The organism is Methylophilus sp. UBA6697 (assembly GCF_002454655.1).
Taxonomy (GTDB): Bacteria; Pseudomonadota; Gammaproteobacteria; order Burkholderiales; family Methylophilaceae; genus Methylophilus.
Genome location: NZ_DKJH01000003.1, coordinates 191,424 through 208,620, shown reverse-complemented (window position 1 = coordinate 208,620; position 17,197 = coordinate 191,424). Strand labels below are relative to the sequence as shown.

General features: G+C 50.0%; 17 protein-coding genes. 2 read left to right on the top strand and 15 right to left on the bottom strand.

What is annotated here, in order from left to right; genetic code table 11:
• The first annotated feature begins 2 nt into the window (after positions 1 to 2).
• Both cysN and fdxA read left to right on the top strand, forming a co-directional pair.
• Positions 3 to 1,283 (top strand): sulfate adenylyltransferase subunit CysN, encoded by a 1,281-nt coding sequence (gene cysN, locus B3355_RS02325; RefSeq protein ID WP_051089055.1) that lies wholly within the window; start codon positions 3 to 5, stop codon positions 1,281 to 1,283.
• A gap of 117 nt (positions 1,284 to 1,400) precedes the next feature.
• Positions 1,401 to 1,724 carry a ferredoxin FdxA gene (gene fdxA, locus B3355_RS02320; protein ID WP_019881888.1) on the top strand — a complete coding sequence of 108 codons (324 nt, stop codon included), beginning with the start codon at positions 1,401 to 1,403 and terminating at the stop codon, positions 1,722 to 1,724.
• 95 nt (positions 1,725 to 1,819) lie between these two features.
• Here the strand turns inward: fdxA and B3355_RS02315 are convergent, their stop codons facing one another.
• From B3355_RS02315 to pyrH, 15 genes are all read right to left on the bottom strand, one after another.
• On the bottom strand, positions 1,820 to 3,928 hold the full coding sequence (locus B3355_RS02315; RefSeq protein WP_292779807.1) for a hypothetical protein: 2,109 nt from the start codon (positions 3,926 to 3,928) through the stop codon (positions 1,820 to 1,822).
• Positions 3,929 to 4,054: 126 nt separating this feature from the next.
• Entirely contained in the window at positions 4,055 to 4,282 is a 228-nt protein-coding gene (locus tag B3355_RS02310) for a response regulator transcription factor (protein ID WP_019881886.1), read from the bottom strand.
• Between the two features lie 242 nt (positions 4,283 to 4,524).
• Positions 4,525 to 5,106: a ribonuclease HII gene (rnhB, locus tag B3355_RS02305; protein ID WP_292779805.1), complete on the bottom strand. Its 582-nt coding sequence runs from the start codon at positions 5,104 to 5,106 to the stop codon at positions 4,525 to 4,527.
• Positions 5,106 to 6,269: a lipid-A-disaccharide synthase gene (gene lpxB, locus B3355_RS02300; RefSeq protein ID WP_292779803.1), complete on the bottom strand. Its 1,164-nt coding sequence runs from the start codon at positions 6,267 to 6,269 to the stop codon at positions 5,106 to 5,108. Before lpxB ends, rnhB begins: the two co-directional genes overlap by 1 nt.
• Before the next feature lie 12 nt (positions 6,270 to 6,281).
• Positions 6,282 to 7,061 carry an acyl-ACP--UDP-N-acetylglucosamine O-acyltransferase gene (lpxA, locus tag B3355_RS02295; protein WP_019881882.1) on the bottom strand — a complete coding sequence of 260 codons (780 nt, stop codon included), beginning with the start codon at positions 7,059 to 7,061 and terminating at the stop codon, positions 6,282 to 6,284.
• A 43-nt stretch (positions 7,062 to 7,104) separates the two neighbouring features.
• The gene (fabZ, locus tag B3355_RS02290; protein ID WP_019881880.1) at positions 7,105 to 7,569 is read right to left on the bottom strand and encodes a 3-hydroxyacyl-ACP dehydratase FabZ; all 465 of its coding nucleotides are present in this window, start codon (positions 7,567 to 7,569) and stop codon (positions 7,105 to 7,107) included.
• 8 nt (positions 7,570 to 7,577) lie between these two features.
• On the bottom strand, positions 7,578 to 8,636 hold the full coding sequence (gene lpxD / locus B3355_RS02285) for a UDP-3-O-(3-hydroxymyristoyl)glucosamine N-acyltransferase (protein WP_292779800.1): 1,059 nt from the start codon (positions 8,634 to 8,636) through the stop codon (positions 7,578 to 7,580).
• A gap of 46 nt (positions 8,637 to 8,682) precedes the next feature.
• The gene (locus tag B3355_RS02280; RefSeq protein WP_024929810.1) at positions 8,683 to 9,180 is read right to left on the bottom strand and encodes an OmpH family outer membrane protein; all 498 of its coding nucleotides are present in this window, start codon (positions 9,178 to 9,180) and stop codon (positions 8,683 to 8,685) included.
• Between the two features lie 52 nt (positions 9,181 to 9,232).
• Positions 9,233 to 11,503, bottom strand: coding sequence for an outer membrane protein assembly factor BamA (gene bamA / locus B3355_RS02275; RefSeq protein ID WP_019881877.1), 2,271 nt, complete (start codon positions 11,501 to 11,503; stop codon positions 9,233 to 9,235).
• Between the two features lie 62 nt (positions 11,504 to 11,565).
• A complete protein-coding gene (gene rseP, locus B3355_RS02270) occupies positions 11,566 to 12,927 on the bottom strand; it encodes an RIP metalloprotease RseP (protein WP_292779797.1) in 1,362 nt (453 codons plus the stop codon).
• Entirely contained in the window at positions 12,924 to 14,132 is a 1,209-nt protein-coding gene (gene ispC, locus B3355_RS02265) for a 1-deoxy-D-xylulose-5-phosphate reductoisomerase (RefSeq protein WP_292779795.1), read from the bottom strand. Before ispC ends, rseP begins: the two co-directional genes overlap by 4 nt.
• Positions 14,133 to 14,141: 9 nt before the next feature.
• Positions 14,142 to 14,969, bottom strand: coding sequence for a phosphatidate cytidylyltransferase (locus B3355_RS02260; protein WP_292779793.1), 828 nt, complete (start codon positions 14,967 to 14,969; stop codon positions 14,142 to 14,144).
• Between the two features lie 6 nt (positions 14,970 to 14,975).
• Complete coding sequence (locus B3355_RS02255; RefSeq protein WP_292779791.1) at positions 14,976 to 15,737, bottom strand: isoprenyl transferase; 762 nt, start codon at positions 15,735 to 15,737, stop codon at positions 14,976 to 14,978.
• Between the two features lie 26 nt (positions 15,738 to 15,763).
• The gene (gene frr / locus B3355_RS02250; protein WP_292779789.1) at positions 15,764 to 16,321 is read right to left on the bottom strand and encodes a ribosome recycling factor; all 558 of its coding nucleotides are present in this window, start codon (positions 16,319 to 16,321) and stop codon (positions 15,764 to 15,766) included.
• A 27-nt stretch (positions 16,322 to 16,348) separates the two neighbouring features.
• Positions 16,349 to 17,065: a UMP kinase gene (gene pyrH, locus B3355_RS02245; protein ID WP_019881871.1), complete on the bottom strand. Its 717-nt coding sequence runs from the start codon at positions 17,063 to 17,065 to the stop codon at positions 16,349 to 16,351.
• Positions 17,066 to 17,197 lie beyond the last annotated feature (132 nt).

Here is a 17,197-nt window from a genome sequence, read left to right as displayed (position 1 = left end):
ACATGACAATCATGACGACACACAACGATTCATTACTCCGTTTTATGACCTGCGGCTCTGTCGATGATGGCAAAAGCACGCTGATCGGCCGTCTGCTATACGACACCAAAACCATTCTGGCAGACACGCTGAACAATATTGAACGCACTTCACAAAAGCGCGGCATGGAAGCGGTCGACCTGTCCCTGCTGACAGATGGCCTGCAAGCCGAGCGTGAGCAAGGCATCACCATCGACGTTGCTTATCGCTATTTCAGTACCGGCACGCGTAAATACATCATTGCCGATGCGCCTGGTCATGAACAATATACACGCAACATGGTGACTGCTGCGTCTACGGCTAATCTGGCGATTATCCTGATTGATGCGCGTAAAGGCGTGCTGACGCAAACACGTCGCCACAGCTACCTGGCGCACCTGGTGGGTATTCCACATATCGTCGTAGCGGTGAACAAAATGGACCTGGTAAATTACGATCAGGCCGTCTATGAAAAAATCAAGGCAGACTATATTGCTTTTGCCACCGAAATTGGCCTGGCACAAGCGCGCGATATCAAGTTCATGCCGATGTCTGCCCTCAATGGCGACATGCTGGTAGACCGTTTGGACAATATGAACTGGTACCAGGGTGAGACTTTGATCGACATTCTCGAAGCGGCGCCAGCGGCACATAGCGAACAGAACGAAGCCTTCCGTTTCCCGGTGCAGTTTGTCTGCCGTCCGCATGATTCCGCCAATCCTGAACTACATGACTTCCGTGGTTTTATGGGCCGCGTGGAATCTGGCGCGATTACCGTCGGTGATGCCGTGACTGTGTTGCCAAACGGTTACCAATCAAAAGTAAAAGCCATTCAACTGGGTAATGAGCAACTGCAAAGTGCACAAACTGAGCAAAGCATCACCCTGTTGCTGGAAGACGAAATTGACACCTCACGCGGCGACATGATCGTTAAAACCAGCGAAACAACAGAAGCTGTCAAACAAATTGAAGCACATGTATGCTGGCTGTCTGAAACACCGCTATCCCCTGCCCGTACTTACATCGTGCGTCATACCACACGTGAATCTAAAGCCAAAATTGGCAGTATTCAATACAAGGTGGATGTGAACACATTGGAGCAGCAAACTGCGACAGACCTCAAAATGAATGATATCGCCCGTGTCAGCTTTAAACTGGCACAGCCACTGATGGTCGACAGCTACGACAAAAACCGCGCCACGGGTGCCTTTATTATTATTGACGAAAGCAGCAACAACACCGTTGGCGCTGGCATGATTGTCTAATCCACCACTGTCTGATCCACCACCAGGGTGAGGAAAGACAAGCCAACACATCGTCAAGTTGGCTAAATTGCAATAAAATATCGTTTTGGCTGACATAGCCGGCAAAGGATTTAAAACATGACTTATGTAGTAACCGAAAATTGTATTCAGTGCAAATATACCGACTGCGTAGATGTTTGCCCGGTAGATTGCTTTGTTGAAGGCCCGAACTTCCTGGCGATTAACCCGGATGAATGCATTGACTGCACCCTGTGCGTCGCTGAGTGCCCGGCAGAAGCCATTTTCTCTGAAGATGACGTGCCTGCAGACCAGCAGCACTTTATTGAACTCAATGCGCGCCTCTCTACCGTTTGGCCAACAATTACGGCACGTAAAGAGCCGCTGCCAGATGCAGATGCCATGAATGGTAAAGCAGGCAAAACAGCACAGTTGATTGAATAAGCCGTTAGCATTCAAGCCAAACAGGTAAAAGCCGCTCATTGAGCGGCTTTTTGTTTGATTGCCTGGCCCCGCCAGACAATTACCGTCAATGAGGGTTACCTTAAGCAGAAACCAATGGCCGTTGGCTGGAATTGATGCCCGCCCCCCGTGTAATACGCGGTACCACTGGCGTAGCCAATCAGGGCGCGATCTGAACTGGTCAACTGCACGACGTAACCACACTTGGTCATGCCGGTGGTTTCTAAACGCCAGGTGCCAGACTCATTGCTTGATGTGAGAACAACGGGTATTTTAGTTAACACTCCACCCGGATTACCAAGAATCGCAATCGAAACGCTCCCCAGAAAATCGTCTGCCGCGCTATAGCTACCCGTAATGGCATCACCGACTTTAATATCAGAACAAGGCCCTTGATCCATGGTAATGCTGGCGGTCGGGGCGGCGTTATCCACCCGAACCTTAATCGTATTCGATAAATAAGTGGTCGCCGGATTTAAAGGATCCACGACTTCCATCTGCAGCCAGCGGTAAGGGCTGGCATCGCCTGCCGTGTGCAAAACGCCTAGAATATCCAGATTGACAAAGGTTTGTAGCGGCGCAACCAAGTCCTCCTGGTACTCAATATAGCCATCTGCCAGCGGTGCTTGCGTGACGGGTGCCGGGAAGGTCCAGGTACCACCACTTAACTGCTCCAACGCCAGTTTGAATGCGTTAGCAACCGGTTTAAAGGTAATACCATCCGTGCTGTAGTTCAAGCGGTACTTGAGCTTGGCTACCCCACTACTCGCATCTGGGGCATTCCCGATATGGCCGCTAATCCAGAGACTGTTGCCAAACGGTGCATCGCTGAATGCGGCGTTGGTCAATGTCCCCGTCGTCGGATGAATGTCGGCAATACTTTGCCCACAAACCGCCGTAATCATCGGGGCCGGCTTCCAGCTTTGGTCAATCATGCCCGGTGTTAACATGACGGTGGTGTTTTCAGTATTGCCCCACACAGGCTTATAGTCTGGTGTATTGGCGGGTGGCGGTGAGCTCCAGGAAAGGATCGCGCGCATTTTGGCGTAAACGGGCCCCTGCTTGCAGGGTTTTTTATATTGACTCAAATCGACAGGTAGAAACACCGCATAGTTAAAGCCATCTTTCGGCAAGCTATTGATATCATGCACCTGCACCGAAGTGAGGCCCATGTCTTGCCAGCCCGCGCCAAAATCGAGGTAAAAACGCACATACTCCTGGCTGCCCTTGGTACACAAGTTGCCTGAATAGCCCTGTGATTTCTTGACTTTTAACACGCCAACCAAATGGTCCAGCGTTGCTCTGGGTTGCAGGCCAATACAATTAAGCTCTTCAAAATCGATATTGCCATCGGTATTAGCAATGCTCTCTACGACTTTAGACCAATCAAACTTCAACGGACCAAACGAGTGTTTTACCTGCGCCTGCAAAGCACTGAGTTGGGCAGGCTGCGCCATCAATGTTTGCACTAAAGGATAAGCCAACCGATGTGGGGCTAACTGCGCCTCTTGATAGCTTTGCTCCAGGGCAACATAATTGACAGGCAATACGGCGGTGGGAATTTTCAGATCCAGATCGATCAATTCACTCACGTCTTTCAAGATTGCACTATCAATCACATCTTTAAGCAGCAGGCTTTGCACAGGCTGGGCCAGGATATGTGCATTCACCACATTGCCCCACACTGGTGTGTAATGTGGGGTATTGGCAGGCGGCGCAACCCCCCAGGACAAAATGGCGCGTGCCAGGAGCTGATTTGCTTTTTTGCATGAATAGCGCTTGATATCCACCGGCATCTCTACCGCATACTCCAAGCGACCTTCATGCTTCACATCATGGACATTTAAGCTGGTCAGCCCCTGATCAACCCAGGTGGACCCATCGTCAAATGATAAATAAAACCTGATATATTCTTGTGAGCCTGCCGAACACAAACTGCCTGAGTAACCACTGTCCTGGTTGATATAAACAATGGCTTTGAGTAGGTTAAATTGCGGCTGCAATCCCAGACAACCCAGATTCTCATAGTGGGTATTGCCTTGTATTTTTTGCACCGCTTTGGGAAAGCCAGCGCCCGGCAAATGACCAAAGTAATTAGCATTGCCTACAATCAGGGTTTGAAAATGACTCCGCAATTTGCTTAGTTCAGCGGAAACGACTTGGCGTTTAAATGGTTGATTTTGCATGGTGCTTTATCCTCAGTCAGGTTGTCATTGAATACATTTGAAGCATTCAAATTACGCAACTGAACGAAAGAAGACCATACTGCAATTGCATACATTTTCTAAGAAAATAGATGCAATTAAAATGATTTAATGCTTTTTTGACGATACTTCCAGCCAACCATTTTCCTCAGCAGTTTTAAGTGCTGCATAGCGTGAGTTGACGTTCATCAGTGCCATGGCGCGCTGAAACTCGGTGCGCACGGTGGCCGGTGACTTGTTTAAATGGACGGCCAACACCTTGGATTCTGTGGTTTTAAATTTCTGGCAGGCTTTCATTAAATCAGATAGCGCCGGTGTCAATGGATTGTCATACATAATCAGGCTCTCTCAATCAGGTTAAAGTAATATATCCACACTCAAAATATGATGCTGATAAATACAATAACATAATATTATTAACTTTTATTAACATTTAAAAGTCAATGGGCATAAAGAGCGTGCTCGCACAATGCGCGCGATCATCGCCAGAGAAATTTAAACACTGGATTACCGACGAGAATACGCCAGAACAAGCGCGTGAATCAGTTGATGCAGGAACCTGGGCAAAACCGCCCAAGTTACGCTAGGAGTTTTTTAACCGGACCGTAGCTACGCCTATGTTCCGGCGTGATGCCATGTTGCGCCAATCGCGCCAGATGCAAGGCCGTGGGATAACCCTTATGTTGCGCAAAACCGTATTGTGGATACTGGGCATCCAGCACCAGCAAGGAAGCATCCCTGGCCGTTTTAGCGAGGATAGAGGCGGCAGAAATTTCAGCGACTTTACTATCGCCTTTGACAATCGCTTCACAAGGTAACTCAAATTTCGGGCTGCGATTACCGTCAACCTGAATGAGTGTTGCATGCACCCCGAACTGCGCCACCATCGCCTGATAGGCGCGCTGCATGGCCAGCAGGCTGGCTTGCAGAATATTGATCTCATCAATTTCCTGCGCACTGACGCTGGCAATGCCCCAGGCCAGTGCATGTGCCTTAATCTCAATCGCCAACGCATCACGCTTGGCTTCAGACAGTTTTTTTGAATCTGCCAGGCCAGCAATCGGCCGTTCCGGGTTGAGGATCACCGCCGCCGCATACACCGCACCGGCCAACGGCCCCCTACCAGCTTCATCAATGCCACACAATCGTTGCATCAGCATCAAGCCTGTAAAAATTGTTTGACGACAGCGGCAGCTTTCTGCGCACTGTTTTGTTTGAGTTGTGCATGAATATGGCGGTATTTTTCCTGCAACACAGCGAGACCGGTTTTATCTGCCAGTAAATTGTAGAGTGTCTGTGCGACACCTTCTGGCGTCGCTTCTTTTTGCAACAACTCAGGTACGATAAATTCGCCAGCTAAAATATTGGGCAGGCCAACATAAGGCTGCAAGCGCATGCGTTTAAGCAACTGCCAGCTCATATTAGACATTTTGTAGGTGATCACCATGGGCTTTTTCAGCAAAGCCGCTTCCAGCGTGGCCGTGCCTGAGGCCACTAACACGGCATCTGCCGCGGTCATCGCATCATGCGCATGGCCAAACATAATTTGCAGGTCTATGGCAGTATCAGGTTTTTGCGTTAATAGCTGGTGCCAGGCACTAGTAAAAATGTCACGCGTTTCGCGCGTCACCAGCGGCACCAGAAACTGAACCTGCTGCCCGTTCTCACGCATTAAGCGATCAAACACAATGGCGGTTTCCAGCAATAACTCAGCATGAAAATTCACCTCAGACTGGCGACTGCCTGGCAACATGGCAATCACCACGTGATTTTTCTTCAATTTGAGCTTTTCCCTGGCCTGGCCAACATCTGGCTCCATGGGCAAAGCATCCGCCAAAGGGTGGCCGATATACGTCACAGGCACACCAACCTGCTGATACAGCGCAGGCTCAAACGGGAACAGCGCCAGCATGTGTGAAACAGCGCGTTTGATTTTATGGATGCGGTTTTGGCGCCAGGCCCAGATCGAAGGGCTGACGTAATGGATGGTCGCGATGCCTTTGGCTTTGAGCTTACGCTCTAACCAGAAATTGAAGTCCGGCGCATCAATGCCAATAAACACATCCGGCCGCTCTTTCAGGATATGCTTGTACAACTGCTTGCGCAGCTTTAACAAGCCCCACAGATGCCTGAGCACCTCGAGATAACCACGTACTGACAGGCGTTCTATCGGAAATAATGATTTGGCACCCAGGCCCATCATTTTAGGACCAGCAATGCCAAAAATCTCAACCTCAGGATGCAGTGATTTCAGCTCCTGAATGAGGTGATAGCCCAGCAAGTCTCCGGAGGCCTCTCCCGCCACCATTGCAATCTTAGCCATAGTTTCTTTGAATTAACGTACAATGCCGCGCGTTGTTTGCGCGAGAAATCGAGTCATGAGGCCGATTTCAGGGCAGGATTTTTCCATCTCAGCCAATGCAATCTTGGCCTCTTCAAATGACAGTCCCTGACGGTATAGCACCTTATAGGCGCGTTTGATTTGCTGAATGCTCTCAGCACTGAAGCCACGACGTTTGAGGCCTTCTGCATTGATACCATGCGGCGCGGCATCATAACCAGCGGCAGTCACGTAAGGCGGAATGTCTTTAAACACCACAGAACCAACCGCAGTAATAATATGTTCGCCGATCTGGCAGAACTGGTGAATCAGCGTGAAGCCACCCAATATCGCGTGATCGTAAATGGTCACGTGCCCGGCCAGCGATGAGTTATTGGCCAAAATAGTATGGTTACCGACGATACAATCATGGGCGATGTGCACATAGGCCATAATCCAGTTATGGCTGCCAACTTTGGTGGTGCCTTTGTCCTGCACCGTGCCACGGTTAAAGGTACAAAACTCACGGATGGTATTGTGGTCGCCGATTTCCAGCAAGGTTGGCTCGTCTTTGAATTTCTTATCCTGAGGCTTCGCGCCTAGTGAAGAAAACTGGAAAATTTCATTATGTTTGCCGATGGTGGTTGGCCCTTCAATCACCACATGCCCGGCAATCTTGGTGCCTGCATCAATGCGGACACCCGCACCAATCGTGGTATAGGGACCCACCTCTACTGAGCTATCCAGCTCAGCTTTAGGGTCAATCAATGCGGTAGGATGAATCAGGCTTTGCATGTTTACGTGTATGGCCCGCCTTTAAGGGCAGGCGCATCTATGGTTATTTTTCAATGGCTTTCAGGATACACATCATATTGGCTTCAGCGACCACTTCGTCACCAACCTTGGCAACGGCGCTATATTTCCAAATACCTTTTAAGATACGATCAATTTTGACGTTCAAAATAATCTGATCTCCAGGGGAAACCGGTTTTTTAAAGCGAGCACTATCAATACCAGCAAAATAGTACACAGAATCACTGGTAGGCTTGGTGCCCATTGTTTTAAAAGAGAGTAAAGCAGCGGCTTGTGCCATGGCTTCAACAATCAACACGCCTGGCATCACTGGGTGATATGGGAAATGACCAGGGAAATATGGTTCGTTGACCGAAACGTTTTTAACAGCAGTAATCTCTTTACCCAGCTCCATCGACAATACACGGTCAACCAGCACAAATGGATAGCGGTGCGGCAGGTGTTCCAAAATCTCATGAATATCCATGCTATTCATTGTGTTTTCAGCCATAAATTCTCTCAATCTTCCGAATGTTTTTGTATGTTGCTTATTGCTTGCTCAAGCTGCTTGAGCTTGAGGTTGTGTTGTTCCAAATGGCGGATGTTTGCGGCCGTCCGTAGCCAGTCTTCATGCTTCTGAAATGGCATCAGCGCCGTATAAGTGCCGGCCTGCTGTATCGAGCGCATAATCATGGAGCCGGGTGAGATAGTCACACCATCAACGATGTGCAAATGACCCAGTATCATGGCCGCCCCGCCAATTTTGCAATATGCGCCGATCACGGCACTACCCGCAATACCAACGCAGCCCGCAATCACAGTATGCGCGCCAATACGAACATTATGGGCGACCTGTATCAAATTGTCCAACTTCACACCGTCTTCGATCACCGTATCATCCAGTGCACCACGATCCACCGTCGTATTAGCACCGATATCGACATGATCGCCGATGACCACGCGACCAATTTGCGGTATTTTAACCCATTGGCCCTGCTCTTCCGCATAACCAAAACCATCATTACCAATGACGCAGCCGGAAAACAAATGGCAATGGCTGCCAATAACAGTGCCATGTTTGACAACAACACGTGGCTCGAGCACGGTATGTGCACCAATGGTGACATCATCTTCAATCACGCAACCGGCGCCAATGCGCACATCACGCCCTAACTTCACGCGATCGCCGATGCTCGCCATGGCATCTACCGTCAACTCTGACGGCAAATGGGTATCAAAACCAATCGCAGCGCTGGCATGCACATGATTCACATACTGCCGCGGAGGATTCATCAATGCGGATAGCTTGGCAAAGTATGCATACGGATTATCAGTGAGGATACATGGCAACATCGTCAAGTGACGATGCTCTGGCCGCAGGATCACCGCCGCTGCTTGCGTGGCCTGCAATGATTGCGTGTATTTGGTGTCATTAAAAAACGCAATCGCACCAGACTGCGCTTGCGCCAGAGAGGCCAGGCGAGACACCTTTAACGTTGCTGCATCGGTATGCGTGCCGATATCAACCTGTCCACCCAGAGACGCAACAATCTCTTGTAATGTAAAGTGTTGCGCCATAGTGAAGTACTACCCTTGAGAATAACTTGAGAACGATGATCGCTGGTTATTTTTTACCCAGCAATTTAAGGACTTTATCTGTAATATCGATGCGTTTGCTGGCATATGCCACGCCGCTGTAAGCGACCAGGTCATAGCCTTCGCTTTCGGAAACCGTTTGCACCGCCTTGTTAATACGTTCCTGCAATAAAGCCAGCTCTTCATTTTTGCGCAGGTTAATATCCTCACGCAATTCACGCTGCTTGCTCTGAAATTCAAGACGCAGGTTATTTAACTGTCGCTCTTTTTGACGACGGTCAGACTCAACGATATTGGCCCGGTCATGATCCAACTGGGATTCCAGGTCGCGAATTTGCTTTTGCAACTTGTCCAGCTCCAGTGAGCGCGGGCTAAACTCTTTTTCCAGCTTTTTGCCAGTTTCAGCTGTTTGCGGCGCTTCCTGCAACAGTTTATCTACCTGTACATAACCAACCTTGAAATCAGCAGCCATCGCCTGGCCGCAGCACAGCAAGAGGCCCAGCAACCCTACCAGAATCCTTCTCATGCGATCACTCCCTTCCGAGCCTGCCTTGTCACAACCTGATGCTGTTCAAACATTAGAATTGCTGACCGAACTGGAATTGCAACATTTGTGTGTCATCACCACTCTTATCGTTCAACGGTTTGGCCAGTACCAGCTTCAATGGTCCGAATGGAGACACCCAGGTCACGCCCACACCGGTCGAGAATCTCAAGTATTCAGAATTAATTGAATCATCTTTACCATAAACACCACCGCCATCGACAAATGCACTCAGCCTGAACTGGTTGGATTGCGACACAAATGGCACCGGCATAAACAACTCAACGTTACCAACGAAGCGCTTGGTACCACCCACGGCAAAGTCTGAACCTGTGCTTGGGTTGATTTGACGCGGACCCAAGGAGGAGTTCAGGAAGCCGCGTACGCTGTTCACGCCGCCGGCATAGAAGTTCTTGAAGAACGGATAGTTCTTGCCACCATAACTGTCAGCATAACCCGCTTCACCGTTCAGCATCAGCGTGAAGTCTTTACCTAAGTCTTTGTACCAACTATGTTGATAGCTGACTTTGTAATATTGCAAATCCAACCCTGGAATAGACACATCTCCGGACAGACGTTGCAAAACACCACGACGCGGGAACAGGATATTGTCACGCGAGTCATACGTCCAGCCTGCGTTAAACACGATGGAGTTACTGCTACAACCATTGTTATTACCGCAGAAGTTCAGGTATTGAATTGGGCTGCTGGCAGACAGCTCAACATCGGTAAAGTCCAGCGTTAAGCCCGCACTGATAAAGTCCATTTCGGACATTGGCATACCAAAACGTACACCAACCCCGTAAGACTGGCTGTTATAGGTACCCACATTCAATGTACTGGAGTTTCTGCGGCTGGTATCGACGTCACGGCGATAAATATCGAAGCCACGGCTGATACCATCTGGCGTGTAATAAGGGTCAGTATAAGACAGTGAATAAACCGTATTGTAGCTGCTGGTATTCACTTGCAAGGCCACGCGATTACCCGTGCCCAGGAAGTTAGGCTGGTTAATGTTAAAACCAAGCACCACGCCATCACTACTCGATAAACCGGCACCAAACTGCACGCTACCAGTGGCTTTTTCGGCCACGGTCACATTCATGTCCACCTGATCATTGATGCCTGGAACGCCCGGCGTTTCCAGCTCAACCGTATCAAAGAAGTTCAAGCGCTGAATACGCTCTTTAGAACGTTTGATCTTATCGCCAGCATACCAGGCCGACTCCAATTGACGCATTTCGCGGCGGACCACGGCATCTCGTGTACGCGTATTACCTTGCACGTTAATCCGTCTGACATAGACTTTACGGCCTGGGTCAACGAAGAAAGTAAATGCAACCGTATGCTCCAGCTTGTTGATTTCAGGCACTGCGTTCACGTTAGCAAAGGCGTAACCCTCTTCACCCAGCTTGTCATTCATGTTTTTGCTGGCATCTGTCACCTTCTGGCGACTAAACACTTCGCCATCCTGGATATTGATCAGCTTGCGCAAGTCCTCTTCCGGCAGCAACATATCGCCAGCCAATTTGGTTTTGCTGATATTGTATTTTTCACCTTCTGTGAGGTTTATATTGATATACACATCACGTTTATCAGGCGAGATTGACACTTGTGTCGAATCAATCGAAAACTCCAGATAGCCCTGATTCATATAAAACGAGCGTAAAGCTTCCAGGTCAGCCGTCAGTTTTTGCTTGGAATACTGGTCATCTTTATTCCACCAGCTCATCCAGTTCGGTGTGGTCAGCAAAAAGTTGGCGCGCAAATCTTCTGTTTTAAACAAATGGTTACCGACAATATTGATGTCACGGATCTTGGCGGCCGGACCTTCGGTAATTTCAAAGCGAATCGCCACACGGTTACGCTCTAACGGACTTGCCGTTGCTTTTACTTCCGCGCTGTATTTACCTTGTGACAGGTATTGGCGCTTGATTTCCTGCTCGGCTCTGTCAAGTTGGGATTTATCGAAAATCTGGCCTTCTGCGATACCGATTTGCTTCAGGCCGTCCTTGATTTTGTCTGTCTGGAAGGATTTATTACCACTAAAGTCAATTTGCGTGACAGAAGGACGCTCCTGCACGGTCACGACCAGCACATCGCCTTCATTTTCGATACGCACATCTTTAAAAAAACCAGTCGCATACAGGGATTTAATCGCCTGCGCGGCTTTTTCGTCACTCATGACATCGCCTACCTGCATGGGTAGGTAATTAAATACGGTCCCGGGTTCGGTGCGCTGCAGGCCTTCGACACGGATATCGGTAATCACAAAAGGCTCTGCGGCATACGCGCTGACGTGCATCACCCCCGCCAATAAACACAACCACAATTTGGAACTGGATTTTATTCTCATTAACTATGCTTTCAACCTATCAGGTAACGATTGATGTCATTAAAAAATGCAATCACCATCAATGCCCCTAAAATACCTAAACCCAGACGCTGCCCAATCGCCAACACCTTGTCAGGTAATGGTTCTCCTCGTATCAATTCCGCCATATGATACAACAAATGACCGCCATCCAATACTGGAATCGGTAGCAGATTCATGACGGCAATACTGATACTCAGTAAAGCAATAAATCCTATATAGGGCTTGAGCCCCATCCCGGCCGACTCGCCCGCGGCATCGGCGATGCTCACCGGCCCGCTAATGGCTTTGAGTGACGCCTGACCAGTGACCATTTTGCCCAGCATTTTCAAGGTAAATGCGATGGTTTCCTGCATTTTGTCCAGTGCGCGCATGGCTGCTTGTGAGGCACTGTACTGGCGAATCACCTGATAAGGCGTCAAATCAACGGCATCCATATTGACGGCAGCCCCCAGACGGCCGATTTTTTGCCCGCCTTGCTGTATAGCCTCGGGTAATAACTTCACCTGCAACAGGCTATCCCCACGCTGATACTCGACCTTCAACGGCTGCGCCGGGCTGGCGCGTACCAGTTTTACAAATTGTTGCCAGTCTGCAATCGGTTTCTGATTGACTTTGAGGATACGATCACCAGCTTGCAAGCCACTTTGCTCGGCAACTGAGTCTGCCATAATGTCGCCAATCACCGCTGGCACCACTGGCATTAATACTGCTAGCCCGGCTTTTTGCATCACGTCACCATCCGGCTCGCCAGCGAGCTGGTTCAGCGGCAATACCTGCTGATGCACTTCACCTTGTGGCGTTCTGGTGACTACCGCCACCGGTTTATGCACCATCCAGCTTTCCAGCAACTGCCATTGTGCCTCCTGCCAGGTGGCGACTGGCTTACCATCCAGCGCGACGATGAGGTCGCCTTGGCGCAATTTGGCAACTGCCGCTAATGAGCCCTGCTCTACCGGGCCAATATAGGGTTTGAGTCCAATTTCCCCCTGGGCAATCAAGCCCCAATAGCAGACAAATGCCAGCAAAAGGTTGGCTAACGGGCCAGCAAATACGATCCACATTTTCGCGGCGATCGACTGCTTGTCAAACGCTTGCGACCAGTCAGTGCCAGGCACATGTTCCACATCCGTCTCGCGACTATCCAGCATTTTGACGTAGCCGCCCAGTGGAATCCACGACAATACCCACTCGGTGGCTTGCGCATGTGCCTGATATTTGAAGATAGGCTTGCCAAAGCCAATAGAAAATTTAAGCACTCGCACGCCACAGCTGCGTGCTGCCAGGTAATGGCCAAACTCATGAATGGTGACTAACACACCAATGGCAACGATAAACGCCCAGATGGAGGTCATACGCTGACGGCCTTGCGCACTGGGGCAGTAGTCATATTGGCAATCGCTTGTGTCACAAACGCTCTGGCTTCTGCATCAATGGCCAGCAATTGCTCAATCGATTGCACCTGCTCAGCAGGCAATTGCTGCAAAGTCATTTCCAGCAAACGTGGAATGTCCAGATATTGAATCTGCTCACGCAAGAAGGCAGCCACCGCCACTTCGTTGGCCGCGTTGAGGATAGCGGGCGCCGTGCCGCCTGCGGCCAATGCGTCATAGGCTAATCGCAGACATGGAAAACGCTGGGTATCAGGCGCCTCAAACTCCAGCTTGGCCACTTCTATCAAACTCAGCGGTTTCACACCGGAGGCAATGCGCTCAGGATATGCCAGACCATAGGCAATCGGCGTACGCATATCAGGGTTACCCAATTGCGCCAGAATGCTGCCATCGACATAAGACACCATGGAGTGAATCACACTTTGCGGATGCACCACGACTTCGATCTGCTCGGGACGCGCATCAAACAGCCAGTGCGCCTCAATCACTTCCAGCCCTTTGTTCATCAGCGTAGATGAATCTACGGTGATTTTTGCCCCCATCACCCAATTCGGATGTTTAAGCGCCAAGGCAGGTGTCACGCCCTGCAGTTGCGCCTGCGTGTAGCCACGGAAAGGGCCACCGGATGCCGTAAGGATAATCCGGTTAACGCCGACATCACGCAAGTCGCTGTAAGCTTGCCTTGGCATGACCTGAAAGATGGCATTATGCTCGCTATCAATCGGCAACAAGGTGGCTTGCCCTTGTTTGACCGCATCCATAAACAATTGGCCAGCCATCACCAGGGTTTCTTTATTCGCCAGCAAAATCTTTTTGCCCGCTTTCGCCGCGGCTAGCGCAGGCAACAAGCCTGCGGCACCAACAATCGCCGCCATCACAATGCCCACCTCGGCATGTGCAGCCACTGCTGTCAGGCCTTCTACCCCGGCCAACACTTCTATGTTGAGCTGCTCGGCCTGCACTCGTTGCTGTAACAAACGGGCAGCTTCGGAATCCTGCATCACGGCATAACGCGGCTGATATTGCGCACATTGCTGCAGCATGGCCTCCACATTGCTATGGGCCGTAAGCGCAAACACGCCATAGCGGCCAGGATGTTGTGAAATCACATCCAGTGTCTGCTGACCGATGGTACCGGTGCTGCCGAGTATGGTGACGTATTGCAAAATAACCTCTTAAAACGAATAAGACTGTTGCCAGTAATGAAACCAGAACAGCAGGCACATGCCAATAGGCAACGCCGGAATCACGCCATCGACGCGATCAAGCAAGCCACCATGTCCGGGCAAGAATTGGCCACTATCCTTAAGATTGGCGCGACGTTTAAAAAAGGATTCAAACAGGTCGCCATAAATACCGGCGATGGTCACCACCCACAACCCTGGCAACACCCACCAGGTCGCAACGGCACCGGTGATTTTCAAGCCAGCGGCATAGGCAGCCACAGCCAGCAATGCGCCAGCCACACCCTCCCAGGTCTTGCCGGGGCTAATGGCAGGTGCCAATTTGTGTCGCCCGAACTGCTTACCGGCAAAATAAGCCGCACTGTCTGCGAGCCAGATGGTGGAAATAATCACCAGCAACACATAGGGATTCACTTCCTTGGCGGTGACCAAGGCCATCCACAATGACATCATCAAACCCCAGCCCAACAACAGGTTGAGCGCTTTGTGTTTGAAAAAGTCATTAAAAAACAGCGCAACAGGCACGACCAATAGCCAAAACACACTGGCCGCAACAAACACTTGCAACGCGCGATAAAAAAACCAGTGAAAGCCAAATTGGTGTAATAAATATAGCAACCCTACGCCAGTCACAGCAGACACAACCAGGAAAACACGCGTTTGTGCCACACTGAGTTGCAAGAAGCCCGCCCATTCACGCAAGCAAACCAGCGTCAGCGCCAGCATCACCGCTGCCCATCCCATGAGTGGCAAGCAAAACAGCGCTGGCAAAAACAAGCCCAGCAATACAATTGCGGTAATGATTCTGGTTTTTAACATAGTTTATTAAGGGGTACCGCTATCGGAAGTCAGCTGTTCACTGGTGCGGCCAAAACGTCTTTCGCGTTGATGGTACGAAGTCAATGCAGCCTCAAATGCCGCATCGTCAAAGTCCGGCCACAAGGTAGGGGTAAAATACAGTTCGGTATAAGCCAGTTGCCACAGCAGAAAGTTACTGATGCGAGTTTCGCCGCCGGTACGGATAAACAAATCAGGTTCAGGGGCATAAGGCATGGATAAATAAGGCGCCAGGTCTGCTTCGCTGATGGCAGTCACGTTACCCTTGTCAGCCAGCAACTGATTCACCGCATGCACCACATCCCAACGGCCGCCGTAGTTGACGGCAATCGTCAGTGTCAGACCGGTATTGCTGGCCGTTTGCTGCTCAGCCTCCAGCATTTTTTGCTGCAGAGCATGATTAAACGGGCTGCGGTCGCCAATGAGCTTTAAAATCACATTGGCCTCATGCAATTTCCTGACTTCCCTATCCAGCGCCTCCAGAAACAGGCTCATCAAAAAAGTCACTTCATCCGGCGGTCGACGCCAGTTTTCACTACTGAAAGCAAACAGGGTCAGGTATTTGATATCGAGACGGACACAGGCTTTCACCAGCGCACGTACAGACTCCAGGCCACGCTGATGACCAGCCACGCGGGGTAAAAAACGCTTTTTTGCCCAACGTCCGTTGCCATCCATAATCACCGCAACATGTTGCGGCACTTCCTGAATAGGCGGAACTTGCTTGGTAGAACTGGAAAATAAACCCAAATCGATCCCTGATTCCCTGATCGCGGTTAAACCGCCATCAAATCTGTTTCTTTTTGCTGCAAAATTTTGTCGACTTCGGCCACGGCCTTGTCGGTCATTTTCTGAACTTCGTCTTGTGCACGACGCTCATCATCTTCAGAAATCGCTTTATCCTTGATCAACTTTTTCAAGGCATCGTTAGCATCGCGACGCACGTTACGGATCGCCACCTTTGCACCCTCACCTTCGGAGCGCACAATTTTGGTCAAATCACGGCGGCGCTCTTCAGTCAGTATTGGCATAGGCACGCGGATCAAATCACCATTGGTGGCTGGGTTCAAACCCAGGTCACAGTCACGGATTGCTTTCTCAACTTTGGCAATCATGTTTTTTTCGTAAGGCTGCACGTTCAGTGTACGCGCATCGCCCAGATTGATGTTGGCCACCTGGCTAACGGTCACCATAGAGCCGTAATATTCCACCATCACGTGATCCAGCAAACCGGTATGGGCACGGCCTGTACGGATTTTCGCCAGATCGGTTTTCAATGCTTCCAGTGATCTATGCATTTTCTGCTCAGCAGATTTTTTAATTTCTTCAACCATCGTTACTCTCCAATCTTCATGCCAGGCTTAAGCCATGACACGCGTTCCTTCATTTTCGCCCAAAATCACGCGTTTCAATGCACCTTCTTTAAAGATGCTGAACACCGCAATCGGCATTTTCTGGTCACGGCACAGCGTAAATGCCGTGGCATCCATGACTTTTAAGTTCTTGTTGATCGCCTCATCATAAGAGACGATATCATAGCGTGTCGCCGTCGGGTCTTTTTTCGGGTCCGCCGTGTAAATACCGTCTACCTTGGTCGCTTTCAATACGATTTCCGCATCAATTTCTACACCGCGCAAAGCTGCCGCAGTATCGGTAGTAAAAAACGGGTTACCGGTGCCGGCACCAAAAATCACCACTTTACCCTCTTCCAGGTAACGAATCGCTTTGCCACGGATATAAGGCTCAGCCACGGCTTCAATATTCAACGCACTTTGTACGCGCGCAGCCACACCAGCGTGCTTCATGGCATCTTGCAAAGCCATGGCGTTCATCACCGTGGCCAGCATGCCCATGTAATCGGCAGTTGCCCTGTCCATACCTTCAGCTGCGGGGGCCACACCACGGAAAATATTGCCGCCACCGATGACGATGCCTACTTGCACGCCCATGCTGACGACTTCTTTGACTTGCGCCACGATGGCCGTCACTGTTTCGCGATTAATGCCATAGGCATCATCACCCATCAGCGCCTCACCAGACAACTTGAGCAATATGCGCTTGAAAGCAGGTTGTGCCATGATTATTTTCCCAAACTCAAAATGTGCTTATTTAATCACAAAACGCGCTTTCTTTGGCGTCTTGCGCCCGTTTTGGGCATAAAAAAAGTGGAATCCTGGGATTCCACTTTTTGGGATACCGCTTTAAAAAGT